Source organism: Hoyosella altamirensis (assembly GCF_014191505.1).
In the GTDB taxonomy this organism is placed as follows: domain Bacteria; phylum Actinomycetota; class Actinomycetes; order Mycobacteriales; family Mycobacteriaceae; genus Hoyosella; species Hoyosella altamirensis.
This window is the reverse complement of the sequence record NZ_JACHWS010000008.1, coordinates 1-16,964: the sequence shown is the minus strand read 5'-3', so window position 1 is coordinate 16,964 and position 16,964 is coordinate 1. Positions and strand designations below refer to the sequence as shown.

The following is a 16,964-nucleotide window of genomic DNA, read 5'->3' as shown; positions in this document are numbered from 1 at the left end:
GGCGACCGCCTCGACCACCGCATAGATCCGGGCACGCCACTCCGCGGGAATACGATCGAACATCACGCCTCCTCGTCACGCTCGAACGTGACCGCCTTGACAGCCCACATCTGCGCGCCCTGGGTTTCCGTAATAGCGATTGATGCAAGCCGCGACCGTTCGTCCCGATGGTCGCTTCGGTCCTCATGCAGAATGTTGATGATCACCGCGTAGGCGGCCTTCAGCCGGGTCACTTTGTCGCTGCCGCTCGGGTTGAATTGCGAGCCAACAGCTTTTTCGCCGAATGTGGGTTCTAGTGGGTCACTCATGGCTATTTTTCCTCTTCACGGTTGGCGGGGTCGTACATGCCAGGGACGCCGAGGTTCTCCCCGATCGCGGCAAGAGCGTTCACTACAGTGCGGCCACCGAGCTGGCCCCAACCGTCGAACGGATTCGGACCACCCAACTGCTCGAGCACGAGACGCGCATCAGACTTGTCAGACACAGTTCCTCCAGATGGTGGGGTTGACGGCCCGGTATACGGGCCGAGCGGTGTATCAGCGGGCGCGAGTTCCACGGTCACCTGATCGTCAGTCGCGCCACCGAACACGGTTTTCTCCACATGCGGGGACACATCAATCACCCGCTTCACCGGGCGCGGCCCAGTGTCCGCAGCCCGCAAAACAACTTTCTTGCCCGACTTGTGGTGCGTGACTAGGAGCTTCACGCCATTGAGTCGTTCCTTCAGCCGCAAATCACTCGTCCCAGACACGGGCCGTAGCCACGTTTCCCCTGCGTGCTGGTACGCCTCCCACCGGCAATAGTTCCAGCGCATCGCCGCATACCAATGGTCCCGAGGTGCGCGGCCTGGCTCCCCGGAAAGAGCCATGTGCCCGTTGATGGTGGATTGATCCGTAGGCCCAGCGAAATGACTGATCCCACCGGTTTGTGGCTGTTTCAGGCTCACATCCACTACACGCCCATCAGCCACGGTCGTGATCTTCACGTCATCGAGCGCCGGGACAGGAGCAGACGATCCACCGCCGATCGCTTCGGTTACGTAGCGGACGAACACGTCCTTCGGGAAACCCGCACCAGGATCAGTACGCACAGCGCCAGACGACCACACCTGATTCACTTCAGCGTGACCGGTGATGCCGCGGCGACCGGCCCGCAAATCAGCAGCGGTGAGATACGCGGCCGCGATGCCGTAGTCGCGGCACCAAGCGGCCACCACACGCGCACCCGCACGCAATTGCGCATCTTGCGCCAGCCATTGCGCCCGAGTCCGCGCAGCCCTGCCGATGAACGACAAATGCAAGCCACGCCGGTTACCCTCAGTGCCTGCAGACCACGGAATGATGTTGTCGTCATTCGACCGCACCGTGCGACCATTCGTGCCGACCAGAATGTTGTACGACGATTGGTTCGCGGTGTTCTGCTGCCACTGCGCCACATTCTCAGGCGGCGTCGTATCGGCGTTCTCAGTCGTGTGCAAACACACGAACTGGCAACTATTCGGGTTCCGCAGACCGCTGTGCGCCCGCGTGTACAGGTCAACGTCTGCCTTGAATTGAGCCATGATGCTCCTTCATACGATCACTGTCTGATTGGGTGGGTGGGCGAGACGCTGCGCGATCCACGCGAACAACCGCTGACCGCCGTACAGCATCCGGTGATAGTTGCTGTGATGCAGGAAGTATCCGAGCAGCCCAGCGTTCGAGCAGATCGGGTCCCCCGCCGCCGCTACCCGCAGGACCCGGCAGTCAATCGGGTCGCGTTCACCGATCATCGTGATCCCCGGAAGCCGCCACCCATGCCTGCGCACCTCCATGCCGGTGCCAGGCTGCCGCGGATCCGAAATCAGAACGCCCGCAATGTCGTCGACCTCACGGGCAAGCGTGACTAGCGCATCACCAGCGATACGTGCACCCAGCGAGTACCCGATCAATCGCACCGCACGGCCGGGATTCTCGGTCACGAACCCCCGCACCGCCGCGACCGTCATCTCCACGCCCCGCCGCACCATCGCGTCATACGGAAACGGGAAGAACACCGACGGATACTCCACCACCTTCGACGGCAACCCTGATTCGTGCAGGATCGCCCGCAAGGGTGAATGTTCCGCGAAGCTCATGCCGGTGCCCTCGCACACGAACACCATCGGCGCGGTCACGGCTCGTCCTGCGCTTTCCGTGCGGCGTCGATCCGGTCCTGCAGCTGCGCCACGATCGCTTCGAGCTCGTCGAGCCGTTCCGTGTCGGCGGGCTCCGGCTCTGGGTCCGGCGCGTCCAGAGGCACCCACGTTTCCTCGCCACGCTGGCCGGTGCTGCGTTTCACGACCGCGAGCCCGGGATGGATGCGCACACCGCGTTCGGCGAGGTGCCGCGCGATCGGCCTAGGCAGAGGCATGTCGAACTCGATGCGCATGTTCTGGTTCTGTTTGTCGTAGAACCCGAACCGCCCGATCACCTGTTCCAGCTCGGCCGCCGCGGCCTCCACATCCGTTGGGGTCTGCGTGGTCATACGGCAGCCTCAGCCGCGAGGTAGGCGAGTGCTTGCAGTTTGTTGTCCCGCAAGCCGTGCCAGTGATCGATTGTGCCGTCGTCGAACAGCACAACTACCACGGGTGTCGACTTGTATTCGGGGTCGAGTGCTGTGATCTGCTCGACAGCGCTGGGGTCGGTGGTGACATCGACCTCGGTGAATGGGACGCCATGCTTCGTCAGTGCACGTTTGGTGCCGAAGCAGGGCATGCATCCGGGCGAACTGTAAACGGTGATGTGCAACGAGCACTCCTAGTCGGTGTTGAGGAACAGGGCATTGAGGAAGCTGGTGAGCTGTTTGACCTTCCGCATCGCGCGGTCGACGGGGTCTTCACCCGCGTGCGGGTCACCGATCGACACCTTCGTGACGACCCGGCCTGCACGGGAGTCGGTGAACTCGATCAGCTCGACGTACTGCAGATAGATCTGGTCAACGCCACCTTCAGGGCTCGGTCCGGGTACTTTCACCCCGATCGGGTCTTTCAGCCAGAAGTCCTCACCCGCTGCATAGGGCGCGCCGTCCTCGATTTCGAACTCGTAGGACTCGAACCCGCGGGTCTCCCGCAGTGCAGCGCGACCGTTCATCAAACCGGAGAAGGACAGCGCGACCGATCCGCCTGCGGAGAAGTGTTCGTGGAATCCGTACGGGCCGAGTTCGCGGACCCGGTTGGCGTCGTAGTAGCGGTCCCACGCCATGAACACGTCGTCCAGGATCCCGTTCAGGAGTGTGGACGAAATACCGGATTGGCCAACGAAACTGAGGATCGCGGACAGCGCGGACTCTATGAGTAGGTTGATGCCCTGGTTCAGCCACGCGGGGGAGCGGCCGCCGATCACGCAGTACTTCGCGAGGGGATGGTGGGAGGTGATTGTCGAGCTGATGACGCCGGATTCTTCGTCGTCTTCGTCGATGACGATCCACGGTTCGTTCGCGGCGAGCGGCCCAGTCTTGGTGGGCATGTCTACGGGGACGATGACCTTCGTGATGCCATCCTCGAGGACGCGGGTGACCGCACGGAACAGGCCGGTGAGGATGTTGCCGTTCGGTCCGACCGCGTACGTTTTGTCCACGATGTCGATCACGATGGTCGGTTTCGTCAGAACCAGACCTTCAACCGGTGGATCACCGGGCAGCCACACATCCGCTGTGAGCAGCAGACCTTCGTCACGCAGCACGTCCTCGAAAAGTTCGTCCATCGGGGTCATGCGCGCGGTGAGCGCGACCCAGGTGGAGGTGTCGGTGAACGGGTTGTGCGGTTTCACCGCGACGGGATGGTTCGCGCGGTTCTGGACACCGCGCTGCCATTCCATCGGGTCAAGCGGGTCGTTAGGTTTCTGCGGGTCGTAGTTCTGGAAGTCCACGGGACGGTACCCGCGCCCGAACATGCCGCCGAGACCGGAGACTAAACCACCGATGGTGAAGTTGTTGATGATCCCCCACAAGGGTTGCTGCAACCGTATGAGGTTCTTGATCAAATAGCCTTTGAGCACGGTCCGTGCTGGGCCGATCGCGATGTCATGTTTGGGGAACTGCGCCTGGATCGGCGCAAACGGGGACGGCCACGCGAGGATTGACCGCAGCCACGCCCAGTCGGAGATCAGCGTGACCCGCCACACGAGACCGTTCTCGGCGTCGTAGTGACGTTCGCACGATTCCGCTCGCCCGGACCAGCGGCGCCCACGCACCTTGACCGTGACGGGGATGACCTCACGTTTGCAGCGCCGGAAGTAAGGGCCCCACTCTGAATCACCGGGAAGCTCGATCACCCCGGGCGCGATCCGGTTCGCGGCGAACTGCACCGTCGCGTCGAGGTAATCGCCGCATTCACCTAGGTGCCGGTATTCGCGGTCATAAACGTCGATCTCGAACTCGGGTTCTTCCACACGGTGCGCAACTTCACGGTCAGCGAGTTCACTGAACGCCGAGTACACGTGCTCGATCGACTCGAACTGCGGGGCCTGCGTCATGTCACATCCACCCTTCATAGCGCGGGTAGGAAACGGCGAGGATCTGAGAGGACAGGGCAGCGTTACCGGTGAACCGCACCTCGATCGGCGTGGACGTCCCGGGCGGGTAGGAGCCGCGGAACTTACGGCCCCGCATCCGCGGATACAGATTCATCCCTGTCGAGGTGCGGATCGTTTTGCTCCGCGGGTTCGTGTCGACCAGCCACACCTCACCGGCCTGCATGGCCGGGAACTCGATCAGCGGACCACCAGGTCCGTCCTGAATCCACGGCGTACCCGGACCTACGAGCGTGAACCGAGGATGGACAGCTACAACACCGGGATTACGGATGTGAAGTGTCCCTCGCCCAAGTCCGGACTTGTTGCGCCAGAACGACGTTTCACGGATCCCTTCCCAATAAGGGTTCTCGGCGACGAGCGGGATCATGTACTTGTCCCACTTGATCTTCGTTGCGTTCTTCTTCACGAACGGGACCGGTTCGGCGCGTTTTCGGACCTTCAGCGTCCGCCAGCCCGTTTGGGGAGTCCACACGTGCAGCCACCCCGCCTGGTGATAGTCGAGGTCTTTCAGCCACTCAGTGCGGGTGGTGGAGAACCCGAACTGTGAATCCGCTCGTACGGACACCTCGATGGACACGTCACGACGGGACACCACACGACCGGTGTAGGTCGCGCCGATCTGCCGTGCACCCTCCTGAAACAGGAGCGTGGTTGGCGCCGCGTGCATGTTCTGCGGATCAGTGCCGAGGGTGACACCTTCCCTGCCCTCGAATGGCCGGCCAGACAGATGCCAGCACCGACCCGACGGGGACCGGTAAATGATCTGCGCTTCATCAACGAGAATCACTACCGGCCACCTCCAGGCAGATACCCGCGTGACTTCATGTCCTGACGGTGCGCGACCTCACGCAAAGCGTTTTTCACGTCGACCGTGTAGATGTTGAACGTGTCACCGCCGCGTTCCGACGTTTCTGCGGGTTTCACGTCAGCACCAGCGGCAACTCCCTTGAGGATCTCCTCGGCTGCCCGCACGATCGGGGAATCCGCAGGGTTCTTCAGACCGATGACCGAGAAGAAGTCATCGCGGATCTCGTTTCCGGCGTCCTCGGCCCACTGACGCCAGCGGTCATCGAAACCACCCGCACCGGCGTCCATCCACGACTGGAACGCTGCGGTCTGCTCGGGAGAGAGAACCTGCTCGGGAAGGTTGGTGTTTTTCAGCATCATTCCGATGTGCTTCGCCAAACCGCCCTGGTCGTAGTAGTTGTTCGCCTCCCAGAACCGGCGTGCCGACACCGGGTCGCCGTAGCGTTGCGCCATATAACGAGCACCGTAAACACCCTGCTCGTAAGGGTCGGAGGTTTTCCGGCCGCCCACAGTGCCCCACGTCTGGTCGAGGAACTGGAACAAGCCATACGCGCTGCTGGACGGGTTTTGCGCGTTCGGGTTCCATCCCGATTCACGAGTGACGATGTAATCCACCGCATCCCACTGCGCGCCTTCGTGCCATCCATGCTCCGCGAATGCCTGATTGACGACCTCTCGTACGGGACCGTCGACGGACCCGGTGACGATTCCACCGGTATCGCCGTCGCCTGCCTGGCCGAGAATCCAGTCCCGCACTTTGCTGCGCGACTCCTCGTAGAACGCCTTCGGTAACTGCGCTGGCAGCGTGTCCCCGAAGTCCGGGATCATCCGCCCGATCGGGTTCACGATCGCATCGAACATCCCCGCGATCATGCGCCGGAAAGCCCCAGGACTGCTGCCCCCACCGCCACCGCCACCGGATACGAACTCGCCACCTACCTCGGGCAGGTGATAGTGGATGTTGAAGCTGGAATGATCCGCACCGATGGCGGCGCCACCCCACTGGACACCATGAGAACCGCCAGATTCGGCGTTGACACCATCAACAGTTCCCGCCATGTGCGAGTTAGGGCCGCCGCCGCCTCGTGAGATACCGATGGCGACTTGTCCGTTCAAACCTGGGCGCCATCCCATCGCGTCGAAGTCCGACTCTGTCGTGAATAGTCGCCCCGATGTCGCGGGACGCCCGTTGATGACGTGCACGATCCCAGACCACAGCCCTGAGCAGTCCCATGATGGGTTTCCGACTCCGCCGTACTGGTAGGGCTTGCCGTGCTCGCCGCGCATGAAGTTCTTCACCCGGTCAAGTGCTGCATCGACAGAACCACCGGTAGCGAGCTTGATGATTCCTTCCACCCCAGCGAACATTCCTTCGGCGGGAGGGGGTTTCATACCAGCACGCTTGCTGGTGGAACCGGTCGAGGTTGTCGACACCGATCGTGTCCACAGCTTTCGCGGAAAGCACGTACTCACCGTTCGACAGCATCGCCGGGATACTGTCGCTTGTCGCGGTTCCTGGGCCTCGAACGTGCCCTCCGGTCGCGAAGTTCACGACCTGCTCGTCGATCTTTTCCATGCCGGGGATGAGGACCGATACAGCATTCCATGCCTTGACGATGCCGCCGTTCCACACCTTATCGATCACCCATCGGACCGGGATCGCGACGCCCTCTTTGAGTCCGTCCCAGACCTTCTCGATGCCTTTGACGATCCTGTCGAATGTGTCACGAACGAGTTCAAGGCCGGTTTTGATGCCGTCGAACACCTTGTCGACCACGTTTTCCTTGACCCATTTGAGTCGGTCACCGAGCCACGACCATACGGCCTCGATGGTGCTGGAGATGCTGTTGAACCAGCCGCCGAGGGTGTCCAGACCGGTCTGCATGTTCTCCCAGGCCGGTTTCGCGACGTTGTCCCACAGCCAGGAAATGATGTTCCCGACCATGGTCCAGGTGGGCTGGATGATGTTCTCCCAGATCCACGTGAAGGCCGCACCGAGGAACTCAAGGCCAGTCTTCATCGCATCCCACGCGGGTCTGATGACGTTGTTCCACGCGAACGACACCGCTTCCTGGATCATTTGCCACGCTGTGGTCGCAACGTCCTTCACCATGTCGAAGTTCTGCGCGAGCCACACGATCGCGTTCACCGCGAGACCGATAGGCCCAGCAAGCATGATCAGAGCGCGCCACCATCGCTGGATGAAGTCCCAAGCCCCGGAAATAGCGTCCGTGACCCACCCGAACGCATCAGTGAGCCAGTTCAGAGCCGCAACGAAGGCGTCACCGATCGCGCTAGCGGCGCTCTTAACCCATTCCCACACGCTCTGCACGATGTTTCGGAAAGTCTCCGACTTCTGGTACGCGAGTACCAGCCCGCCCACAAGCAAGCCGATCGCAGTAACAATCAGGCCCACGGGGTTCGCGCGCATCGTCGCGTTGAGCGTCTTCATGTTCGTGTTCGCGAGGAGCGTCGCCACGGCCCACGCACGTTTAGCCACAGCCATTCCCATGACGACGCCACGGTAGGTGGCATAGGCCGCGAGGGCTCCGCCTATGGTCGCGCCCAGCACGATCAGTATGTCCTTGTTGTCGCCGAGCCAGCCGACAAGAGACTGCACCGCTGGTACAACGTTCGTCATGATCCACTTCGCGCCGTCGCGAAGCAGGTTGAAGACCTTCGTTGCTACTGGTTCAATCGCCATCAGTGCTTGGTTTTTGAAGATCTGCCACTCTTCAGACAATGTGCGGGTTTCGTCAGCGAGACCGAGGATCGTGTCATCACTGGCCCCGATAGCGGACTGGAAGTCGTCAATCGACAGGGCACCGTTCTCGACGGCTTCGATGAACTGCTGCGCGCCTTGTGTCCCGAAGATCCCGGATGCCATGTCAATAGCGGCGCCGCGGTCCCCAGCCTCGATGAGCCCCTGGATCGCGTCGGTGGTTTCCCAGAACGCCTCTTGGGGGTCTTTCCCGTCCTTCGCGAGCTGCGACATTGCCGTGGACATGCCACGGAAGGTGCGGTTCACATCGAGACCGGCCTTGTCGAGCATGCCCGCCAAAGCGGCGGACTCACCGAGGTCGAAACCAAACTCACGCAAGGCAGGACCACCCTTACGTGCTGCTTCGGCGAGATCGTTCACCCCGACACCAGTGGCCTGCGAGATCTGAAACAGGCTGTCCATCACGCCGCCCGCATCCTCGGCATCGACGCCGAATGCGTTCAGTGCGCCTGACACCGATTCGATGTTCACAGCTGTGCCGGTGAGGTTCTCCAGCTCGAGGAACTGGCGTGTGAGATGTTCCAACGGTTCACCCGTGAAACCGAGACGAGTATTCAAATCAGCAAGTGACGCCGCAACATCACCGAACGCATTCGGCACGGTCGCGCCGACGTTCTTCGCTGACTCCTGCAGCCCTTCGAGGGCCTCACCTGTCGCGCCGGTCCCTACGCGGATCGTCCGATACGCCTCATCGAAATCAGAGCCCACCTTGATCAGCGCCGCACCAGCTGCGACAGCGGCAGCACCAGCGGCAGCTAGACCAACCTTCAGCGCGGTTTGTGCCTTCTCCAGATCTGAGGACGCTTGCGCGGCCTTCTCCTGCGCAGCTTGCAGATCACCAGTGGCCTTACTCTGATCAGACGCTGAGTCTGTGGCGTCTTTCTGGGCTTTCGTGAGTTTGTCTTTCGCGCCCGCGAGTTTGTCGTCGGCGCGTTCAGCCGCGGCCGACGCTTGCTCGTTCTTGCGGCGTTCCGACGCGAGGCGTTCCTCAGCTTGTGCGATCTGCGCGGCTGATGCTTTCGGGTTCGCGCGGACCTCAGCGAGCCGTTCCTCAGCGACCCGGACTTTGCCCGCCGAGTCCGCTACCCGGTCATGTGCTTTCTGCGCTGCCTCGGAGGCTTTCTCGACTGCGGCTTTCGACTTCTCGATACCGTCGGCCATCGCTTTCGCGACATCCTCACCAGCTGACCTGCCAGCTTTGGTGCCTTCCTTTTTCAGCATCCCGCCGAAGTCTTTGAACGACGGGAGCACAGGCAACCAAACAGCTTCACTGGTCGCTGTCGTCATCGTCGGGCTCCTCTCGTTCATCGGGCTGCCACGGTTCAGCGCGTGCGTAGTCCTCGTCAGTGAGCACAGGGGGAAGGTCAGAAGCGGATGCAGTATCGAATGGCCGCTGCGGCGGTTTCGGCTGCTGAATGTTCGCTCTCGAGTTCTGGATCTTCACCAGCCAGAACCGCATTTGCTGCATAAGGAAAATGGATTGCCAGAGGTACTCTTCGGCCCAGCCCCACGTGTGACCATCGGTACGGACGCGGCCTAAAGCGGAGTCGTTGGGGAGACCTTGAATGAGGACGCGGAGCTTGCGGTTGGTGATTTCACCGCGCCACCATGCAGCAACAACGTCCCATCCGTATTCGGCTTCTAGCGCCGCCTCCGTTGCCTCCGGGTAGCGCGCGAAGTCGGCTGGGTAGGGTCCGTGCCGCGCTGCTCCTGAACCGCGTTCTGCCGCGCGAGGGACACTTCCTGGATGATGTTCGTGTGACCGCCCGCGTCAATGAACCGCTTCAGTTCGGTCTGGTCACCGCCGAACATGTGCCGCATGATCGCTTCACGGGTTTCCTTCACGTCCAGGAGGATCTCCTGACGTTCCTCGCGGGTCTCAGCCACACGAAGGTCATCTTCCGCGTCGCGGTTGTCGTAGCCGAGGAGCTTCAGCTCGTCGTTGAACGCATCCGATGCGACAGTCGGGTCGATGATCCAGAACACCTCGCCCGCGAACACGAACGGGAACTTGTCACGCGAACCGATGACCTCTTCACGCTTCGCGAGCAGCGCGTCATAGTCGATCGCGCCATCAGAAATCACAGCAGCAGATTCGGGCTTCTTAGCAGTAGCCATGGGGCGGTTCTCCTCAAAAGTGAATTCGGGGCAGTTTGGGGCAGTTGTAGATGGCAGGAGCCGCGCGTCAACTGCCCCGGAATCCGCGCGGCTCACTGCCGTCTATCAGGGATCCGGAGTGCCGGTGACGTCAGCCCACATCGGCAGCTCACGATCGGTCAGTGTCCATTCACGGATGATTGGTTCCTGACCGTCGCCGGTCTCGTACGGCCGCCACGTCAGCGGGTAGCCCGTGACGTTCTGCTTGTCACCAGTCGGAGCGCCGCGCTCGGTGGCTTCACCGTTCTCGATGAAGACGCGTTTGCGGCCGCCGTTGAGCCCGATGAACTCCAGGCACAGCATGATGATGTCCCGATCGCGCAGACCACCGTCGCGAAGACGCACGGTCTTCGATGCTTCGTCGTAGGTGAATGCGTCAGGCTTCTTCGAGTAGTAGAGACGGTTCGCGACGAACGAGCTCGTCGACCACAGGGTCGCACCGAAGGTGACGTTGCGTTCGGTGTTGACCACGAGCTGCGGGCCTGCCGACTGGTAAGGCGTGAACTCCTGGTTCTCGCTGTTGTCGTTCTCACTGATCCCTTCGGGGCTCAGCCAGCCCGCATGTAGCCAGAACTCGTCAAGCGGCCCGCCTGGTTCGGGGATCTCAGCGCCGGAATCAAGCTCGGCGTAGTACACGTTGACGATCCGGTACAGCGACAGGCTGTCACCGGTGAGCAAGCTAGGTGCCGTAGTGGGCATTGCTTTCCTCCCTAGAAATGACAAAACCCCCGCACCGGATCGGTAAGGGGATTGACGGGTGTATAAAGTTGTCGCTCCGGCTAGGAGGGCATCGAGATGATCGACATGATCGCGCCGACGCGGCGGAGCTTCTCGTTGGGGTAGGGACGTTTCGTGAAATCCGGGACAGCGTCAACGGTCAGCCCGGGCCCGGGTATCCAGGTGCGCAGATGGTCACGGAGCGTCTGACCGAGCGCGTGTACCTGCCCCAAATCGGCGTGGTAGACGTCGATGTCGAAGTCGAGCTGGTCGATCGAGAACGGCGCACCGTACGGCTGAGCGAGGATCTGCGCCGGTAACGGCGTCACCCCCACAACAGGCACGTTAGCCTCGGTCGGGTAGCTCATCTCGAGCTCGCAGTCCACCCCCGGGAGTTCAGCAATACGTGCCACGATGAGACCCGCGACGGTCGTAGGCTGGGTCATCGAGTCTCCCGAGCTGCGCGCGTTACCGCGCTGGTGCGCTTTGCGGTCTTGCCGCCGTATTCCTCATCGGGACGGTCGGTCACGACGTAGGAGAACGCGCGGCCCTTCGGGCGGACACCCGACTGCACGGTGATGTTCGCTTCTCCGCCCTCACTGTTGGTGATGGCCTGCGCACGCTTCGCGATGGTTTCCGCTTTCACGCGGCAGCCGCGCTGCACCGCCTTGTTCTGGTTGAGCTTGTGGAACCAGTCCGTCATCACATCACCCTTTTCAATGTCGCCTCGACGTGGTGGACCTCGCCGGGATCAAGCGGATCCGGCACCCGGAACACCTCGCCATCGACCGCGAACACACCCAGAGGCGGCACCGAGATCCGGTCGGTGGTCCGCAGATCCACGTCACCATGCGGCTCGGACACGAGCCGATAGGTGGTGGTGGTTTGCGGGTTCTCGACTGGGCCTTCGGATGTGGTGGACGGATCGACGCGCACCATCACTGGCAACGGGATCGGTGCAGCGTTGTCCCAGTCCGGTTTTGGTTTGCTTGAGAACTCCGTGACCTTGGTCAGCGGTGCCCGCAGGATCGTCGCCGTCAGGGTGTACATTCGCGGTCTCCGAAGAACCATTTCGGGGTGCCACCGGCCGCGACTGGAAGCCCCAGCATCCTGCGGTGGGTGTCTGTCAGCTCTAGTGCCCCGCCAGCGATGGCGAGGTTTCCGGACAGGTTCGCGCCGCCCGCGGACTCTTGATAGCTGCTGTGCCCCGGGTAGCGGCCCGTGACGATCGCGGTCTTCACCATGTCGTGCGCGACGAGCTGCGCCGCGAGATCATCCTCAGCGATACCGGGTTTGAGATCCCGGATCTGGTTTGATGCGACTTTCAGTGCAAGCTCAGCGAAAACCTTCTGCGGAGCGGTGAGTGTGCGCCACATGCCCTCGAACTGGGTGACTGTCAGGAACGGATCCACTGGCTATTCTCCGAGCGCGTCGATCAGTTCAGCGCGTGTCATGCCCTCAGCCTCCGTACGGTCGAAACCACGATCGACGGCATAATCCACCCACGTGGCCTTCGACGCGGTACGCAGCGGACGATCGGGGGCTGCTTCCTCCTCAGCCCCAGACTCCTCCACTGCAGTAACCGAGGCCGCTGCCGGTTCCGGGGTGGCTTCAGCCGCAGGATCCGGACCGTTACTGACCGGTTTGATCGCGCGCGCTTTGAGCAGCCGCGCGCGATGCTCGTCCGGCACATCCACGACATCGCCGCGAACATGCCGGACATACTCACCGTCACCGACCGGCTCGTGCCACTCGGACGCGATCAGCGTGAACATCACGCAGTCACTCCGGTGATGCGGCACACGGCCTTCGGGTTGTCCACACCGAGGATGCGGGTACGGAACGCATCCGACCGCCACGCCATGTTCGGGCCACCGCTGCCGGACTGCCCACCATCCTCGTAGAACGGTGTCATCTGTAGCGGATCCGTGTCGGACCTGAACCCAGCTACACCGGACTCGATGACGATTACCTCGGCTGGGTTCATGAACCGAGAGGTCGCCACCGTAAGTCCGAACATGGTGTTCGGCTTGATGCCGGTGTACAGCGGGTTCGCTGTAGCAGCATCGCCGATGTACTTCGACTGAACCTTTTCGTTGCGGAACAGGATCGTGTACGTGCGAGGATGCATCACCAGCGTGTCCGGGACGTACCCGAAGTTCTTCGTCTCATCGTCCTCAGGCGAAGATGCCTCGATCAGCTCGATCGCGTCGAAGACGTCCTTGATCGGATCGCCGCCACCAGCGGTCCACGCCGCGCTCGCAGGGAGCGTATGCACGTCTGTCGCCGCGTCGAACGCGGCCAGCGCGCCACGAACACCGCCACGAATCATCGTGTTACGCATCGCCGTGGTCTGCTGCTGCACCATGTCAATTCGGTTACGGCGTCTCATTTCCCACGACACACGGACAGCGATCGCCTTCTTCTCACCGATGACCTTCCGGACGCGGCCCCTGCTGATCCCGGAAACGGGGATTTCACCGAACTCGGCAACCGTTTCGGCATCATCTTCGAGGTACGGTGCCGCTGCTTCACGGAACGCGATAACACCGGACTCGTTGGTGCCCGCGTTGCGGAACAGCAGCTCCTCAAGGAACTCGCCCTCAAGTCGCTTGATCTGCCTTTCAGGCAGCCACGTCGGATCCTTAAGCATGTCGTCAACGGTGATCGCGTCACCGTCGAATGCGGAGGTGATGATGTTGCCCATCTTGGTTACCTGCCCCTTCCCTTAGTTACTTTCCGGGCAGGTCAGATGCACGCGCACCAGATCCCCGCCAAGTACACCGGTCTTGATCACGACACCGACTCTCGTTGCGTCCGTACCGTCGGTGGTGACTGCGCCACCCGCAGCGGTGTAGACGACGTCACCGACTTTGGCGGTCACATCGTCAGCGACGCGCAGCGGCACAGCACCGGACACGTGCACAGCGACCGACGTGGGCAGGCCGTGCTGCAGGTTGTTCGGTTCGCTGGGCATCTCGGGTGCGGCGGATTCGGTGACCGCGCCGAACGGCACACCATCGGCAGCGCATGGAGATACGCCATTCTCTCCGAGCGTGACGACAGAGAACTTCTCGACCGGTGCGGTTGCCGCGAACGTGTACGGCCCCGATCGGAATGTTGGATTGCTCATATCTTTTCCTTCCTCAAAGTTTCTGGTACAGGGAGTCGGCGGCCTTGTTCAGCTTCGACCGGAAGTCGCTGCCGTCGTCGTCAGTGGGTGCGGCGTGGCCGATCTCGTTGCGGGGGATGGTGTCTTTCGGGATCCGGTTCAGCCGCGCTGTGGTGTCTTCCTCGTCGGCTTCCATCCGCTCGATCCACCGGTCACGCGCGGCGCGGGTGATCCGGTTCTCCGCAATCGCCTGATCGACGCGGGCGGCTCGGGCAGCGGCAGCTTCGCGTGTCCGCGCGGCCATGCCGTACCGGGCGGCGTCCTGCAGTTCCCGCAGCGTTGCCCGGTCCACGGTCACCGTCAGCGATCCGTCATCGTCAGAGTCGCTGTCATCGCCTCCGGCAGACTCATCGGCATCGTCAGCGTCGCCGTCCGGGCCCTCCTCTGTGGTGGCATCCGGGTCACCCTCGGTGCCTTCCTCATCGGTGCCGGTAGGGTCGTCCCCGGCGCGTTCGTTGAGCGCTTCTTCGAGCGCGGCGGTGATGGTGGCCTCGTCAGCGTCGGCGGGAATGCCGAGGCGCTGACAGATGGCCTCATTCAAAGTGGACACATGGTCCTCCTTCCTGTCAGCCCCTGCCACCCCGGCAGAGGAAACCTCTTGTGTTTTCGCGCGAGCGGCGATTCCCGGAGTGGGCGCCTGTTCACGACTGCGGTACTTGAAGCTTCCGGAGTTCAGCACCCGCGACTTCTGCGCTGCGCTGGCGACCGGTTGTCTCTGCACGGACCGGATCTCGTCTGCCAGTCCGACTAGTACTGCTTCTTCAGCGGTGAACCACGACTCTTCACGCATGGCTTCGCGCCACTCCTCGACCGGAGTGCCTGCCTTCGCCGCATAGATTCCGGCGATGATGCCGGACACTCGGTTCAGTTCGGCTGCCGTCTTCTCGATGCTCTGAGCGTCGCCCATCGCCACCGTCCACGCTTCGTGGATCATTAGGGTGGCTGACTCTTGCATCACTAGGTGGTCTGCGCCGCCAACCGCGATGAAGCTCGCGGCGGAAGCTGCGAGACCGTCCACGATGACCGTCACCTTCGCCGGGTGATCTTTGAGACTGTTCATGATGGCGATTCCGTCAAACACCTCTCCGCCACCAGAGTTGATGTGAACCTCGATCTCGTCGGTTCTGACATGCTTGAGTTCCGACAGGAACGCCTCCGCTGATACCCCGAAGTACGGGTCGATGTCGGAAAAGATGTCGATGCGGGTGGCGATAGAATCGCCATTGTCACTTCGGATGGAGAATCCGCGGCCTTCCGCCATTACCCAGCCTCCCTGGCCATTAGACGTTGGTGCGAACGCTCGGCGTGACAGTTGGCGCACACCACATCGCACTTTTCTATTTCTGCAAGTAGTCGGGAACGGGACGCAGTGGGGCCTATAGAGCCGATGTTGAACTCTTTCTGGCCGCGAACGTGGTCGAACTGCATCACGTAATAGGGGTACTGTTCCCCGCAGTCATCGCACGCCTTCGACTTCGCATCCCGAATAATGTCGCGGTTCTGCTCGCGATAAACAATGCTCGAATCGAAGCGCCGGTCCGGGTACCGCTTGACGTAACTAAGGACCGCAGTCCTGTTCTGTTCCCGGACCCTCTCACGGTCCTCGTCGCTCATATCTCGCCAGCGGGATGCACACTTGTCTGTGTGAGCACGAGCGCAGTCGCTACACGGTTCCTCGCGGTTCTTGATGTGCGCTTGGTATCCAGCGCCAGTACCCGTTCGACCCTCGGGGTAGTTCCTCGATGGCATCTCGCACGCCATCTTTCCGTCATGCACCTGGATGCCCCGGTAAATGCGCGTGCAGCCACAGCTGTGCAGCGACCGATTTCGGATGCGCGTCACACTGGCCTCAAACTCGGCCCCGCAGTCACATACACATTTCCACCAAGACCGCCGCGACCTCGTTCTAGCGCGTTCAACGATGACCGCCATCCCGAACCGCCGCCCGGTATAGTCGATCAACTTCACGCGGAACCATCCTCTTCACTCGTTCCAGGTAGTGGTCGTTTCGGTGGCAGCCCGTAGCGGCGCCGCATTTCTTCTTCGAGGTCCTTGTCCGGCAGGATCAGACCGGCGTTGATCAGGATCGACAGCGCCTCGGCGGTGAGTTCCTTCTTCGTGCCGATCGGGTCGAACACGATCCGCGGGTACGGGCCGGGGGAGTCGAACGCGACCTGCACCATTTCCTCAACGAGGTGCTGGTTCGCGGTGTCGGCGATGTCTTCCGCGATCGTCTGCAGCGCTTGCACGAAAATCTCGGCCTGCGTGTCGGCGAGCGCGTAACTGCCACCCTTGTCGGAGAGGTTCAGGAAGTGCGCGAGCGCGGAACGTCCGATCTGCGCGTCGTGGTACGCGATCGCTTCCCGCGGTGACACCAGCTGGCCCTTCACGCCGAGGATTTCCAGCTTCGCTTCGTTCGGGATCGACGCGCCCGACGAGGAACCCGACCGCAGTTCTGACGCCATCTTCTGGCCGCGGTCGATCTCTTCCTGGTTGCCGGGCTCGCCCGCGGTGTACACCGGGACACCCATGCCGTTGCGGTCGAGAACCTGCCCCTCCAAGCGGAGGAACTGGTCCTTCAGCAGCCAGTGCTTGTACGCGGCACGCAGCATGCTGGTGCCCCGCCAGTCCATCTCTTCAGGGTCATGCACGTACGCGACAAGCCGGTCTACAGGAATCACCACTTGTTTCGACGATCCGGGCCGCGGTGTCTGCTCGATCGACGCCAGGCCACCATCGTCAGCGACGTTGATCCTGGTCAGCGTCGACGGCAAAC

The 16,964-nt window shown here is 62.0% G+C and carries 22 protein-coding genes; all 22 read right to left on the bottom strand.

Going from position 1 to position 16,964, the window contains the following annotated elements:
- Positions 1-62: 62 nt before the first annotated feature.
- Positions 63-308 carry an Acb2/Tad1 domain-containing protein gene (locus FHU29_RS22685; RefSeq protein ID WP_064442673.1) on the bottom strand — a complete coding sequence of 82 codons (246 nt, stop codon included), beginning with the start codon at positions 306-308 and terminating at the stop codon, positions 63-65.
- A gap of 2 nt (positions 309-310) precedes the next feature.
- Positions 311-1,561 carry an N-acetylmuramoyl-L-alanine amidase gene (locus FHU29_RS23520; protein ID WP_064442672.1) on the bottom strand — a complete coding sequence of 417 codons (1,251 nt, stop codon included), beginning with the start codon at positions 1,559-1,561 and terminating at the stop codon, positions 311-313.
- A gap of 9 nt (positions 1,562-1,570) precedes the next feature.
- On the bottom strand, positions 1,571-2,155 hold the full coding sequence (locus FHU29_RS22675) for a cutinase family protein (protein WP_064442671.1): 585 nt from the start codon (positions 2,153-2,155) through the stop codon (positions 1,571-1,573).
- Positions 2,152-2,505: a phage gene 29 protein family protein gene (locus FHU29_RS22670; protein ID WP_064442670.1), complete on the bottom strand. Its 354-nt coding sequence runs from the start codon at positions 2,503-2,505 to the stop codon at positions 2,152-2,154. Before FHU29_RS22670 ends, FHU29_RS22675 begins: the two co-directional genes overlap by 4 nt.
- Complete coding sequence (locus FHU29_RS22665) at positions 2,502-2,768, bottom strand: glutaredoxin family protein (protein ID WP_064442669.1); 267 nt, start codon at positions 2,766-2,768, stop codon at positions 2,502-2,504. The genes FHU29_RS22670 and FHU29_RS22665 overlap by 4 nt, the downstream gene beginning before the upstream one ends.
- 9 nt (positions 2,769-2,777) lie before the next feature.
- A complete protein-coding gene (locus FHU29_RS22660; RefSeq protein ID WP_064442668.1) occupies positions 2,778-4,493 on the bottom strand; it encodes a Gp37-like protein in 1,716 nt (571 codons plus the stop codon).
- Between the two features lies 1 nt (position 4,494).
- Positions 4,495-5,340 (bottom strand): phage tail family protein, encoded by an 846-nt coding sequence (locus FHU29_RS22655; RefSeq protein ID WP_064442667.1) that lies wholly within the window; start codon positions 5,338-5,340, stop codon positions 4,495-4,497.
- The gene (locus FHU29_RS22650) at positions 5,340-6,752 is read right to left on the bottom strand and encodes an aggregation-promoting factor C-terminal-like domain-containing protein (RefSeq protein WP_183377676.1); all 1,413 of its coding nucleotides are present in this window, start codon (positions 6,750-6,752) and stop codon (positions 5,340-5,342) included. The genes FHU29_RS22655 and FHU29_RS22650 overlap by 1 nt, the downstream gene beginning before the upstream one ends.
- Positions 6,664-9,429 carry a phage tail tape measure protein gene (locus FHU29_RS22645; RefSeq protein ID WP_183377675.1) on the bottom strand — a complete coding sequence of 922 codons (2,766 nt, stop codon included), beginning with the start codon at positions 9,427-9,429 and terminating at the stop codon, positions 6,664-6,666. Before FHU29_RS22645 ends, FHU29_RS22650 begins: the two co-directional genes overlap by 89 nt.
- Entirely contained in the window at positions 9,410-9,610 is a 201-nt protein-coding gene (locus FHU29_RS22640; RefSeq protein ID WP_183377674.1) for a hypothetical protein, read from the bottom strand. Before FHU29_RS22640 ends, FHU29_RS22645 begins: the two co-directional genes overlap by 20 nt.
- 173 nt (positions 9,611-9,783) lie before the next feature.
- Positions 9,784-10,260, bottom strand: a complete 477-nt coding sequence (locus FHU29_RS22635) for a hypothetical protein (protein ID WP_183377673.1) — start codon at positions 10,258-10,260, stop codon at positions 9,784-9,786.
- A gap of 105 nt (positions 10,261-10,365) precedes the next feature.
- Complete coding sequence (locus tag FHU29_RS22630) at positions 10,366-10,998, bottom strand: hypothetical protein (RefSeq protein ID WP_064442622.1); 633 nt, start codon at positions 10,996-10,998, stop codon at positions 10,366-10,368.
- A gap of 80 nt (positions 10,999-11,078) precedes the next feature.
- The gene (locus FHU29_RS22625; protein WP_064442621.1) at positions 11,079-11,462 is read right to left on the bottom strand and encodes a hypothetical protein; all 384 of its coding nucleotides are present in this window, start codon (positions 11,460-11,462) and stop codon (positions 11,079-11,081) included.
- A complete protein-coding gene (locus tag FHU29_RS22620) occupies positions 11,459-11,719 on the bottom strand; it encodes a hypothetical protein (RefSeq protein WP_064442620.1) in 261 nt (86 codons plus the stop codon). The genes FHU29_RS22625 and FHU29_RS22620 overlap by 4 nt, the downstream gene beginning before the upstream one ends.
- The gene (locus FHU29_RS22615) at positions 11,719-12,066 is read right to left on the bottom strand and encodes a hypothetical protein (protein WP_064442619.1); all 348 of its coding nucleotides are present in this window, start codon (positions 12,064-12,066) and stop codon (positions 11,719-11,721) included. The genes FHU29_RS22620 and FHU29_RS22615 overlap by 1 nt, the downstream gene beginning before the upstream one ends.
- Positions 12,054-12,428 carry a Gp19/Gp15/Gp42 family protein gene (locus FHU29_RS22610; RefSeq protein ID WP_064442618.1) on the bottom strand — a complete coding sequence of 125 codons (375 nt, stop codon included), beginning with the start codon at positions 12,426-12,428 and terminating at the stop codon, positions 12,054-12,056. The genes FHU29_RS22615 and FHU29_RS22610 overlap by 13 nt, the downstream gene beginning before the upstream one ends.
- A 3-nt stretch (positions 12,429-12,431) precedes the next feature.
- On the bottom strand, positions 12,432-12,794 hold the full coding sequence (locus tag FHU29_RS22605) for a hypothetical protein (protein WP_157095440.1): 363 nt from the start codon (positions 12,792-12,794) through the stop codon (positions 12,432-12,434).
- Positions 12,791-13,723 (bottom strand): phage major capsid protein, encoded by a 933-nt coding sequence (locus FHU29_RS22600; RefSeq protein ID WP_064442616.1) that lies wholly within the window; start codon positions 13,721-13,723, stop codon positions 12,791-12,793. The genes FHU29_RS22605 and FHU29_RS22600 overlap by 4 nt, the downstream gene beginning before the upstream one ends.
- A gap of 21 nt (positions 13,724-13,744) precedes the next feature.
- Positions 13,745-14,149: a DUF2190 family protein gene (locus tag FHU29_RS22595; protein ID WP_064442615.1), complete on the bottom strand. Its 405-nt coding sequence runs from the start codon at positions 14,147-14,149 to the stop codon at positions 13,745-13,747.
- Between the two features lie 13 nt (positions 14,150-14,162).
- Positions 14,163-15,449 carry a head maturation protease, ClpP-related gene (locus tag FHU29_RS22590; protein WP_064442614.1) on the bottom strand — a complete coding sequence of 429 codons (1,287 nt, stop codon included), beginning with the start codon at positions 15,447-15,449 and terminating at the stop codon, positions 14,163-14,165.
- Positions 15,449-15,802: a hypothetical protein gene (locus FHU29_RS22585; protein ID WP_157095438.1), complete on the bottom strand. Its 354-nt coding sequence runs from the start codon at positions 15,800-15,802 to the stop codon at positions 15,449-15,451. The genes FHU29_RS22590 and FHU29_RS22585 overlap by 1 nt, the downstream gene beginning before the upstream one ends.
- 350 nt (positions 15,803-16,152) lie before the next feature.
- Positions 16,153-16,964: phage portal protein family protein (locus tag FHU29_RS22580; protein ID WP_423785895.1), on the bottom strand; the 812-nt coding region annotated here is incomplete at its 5' end.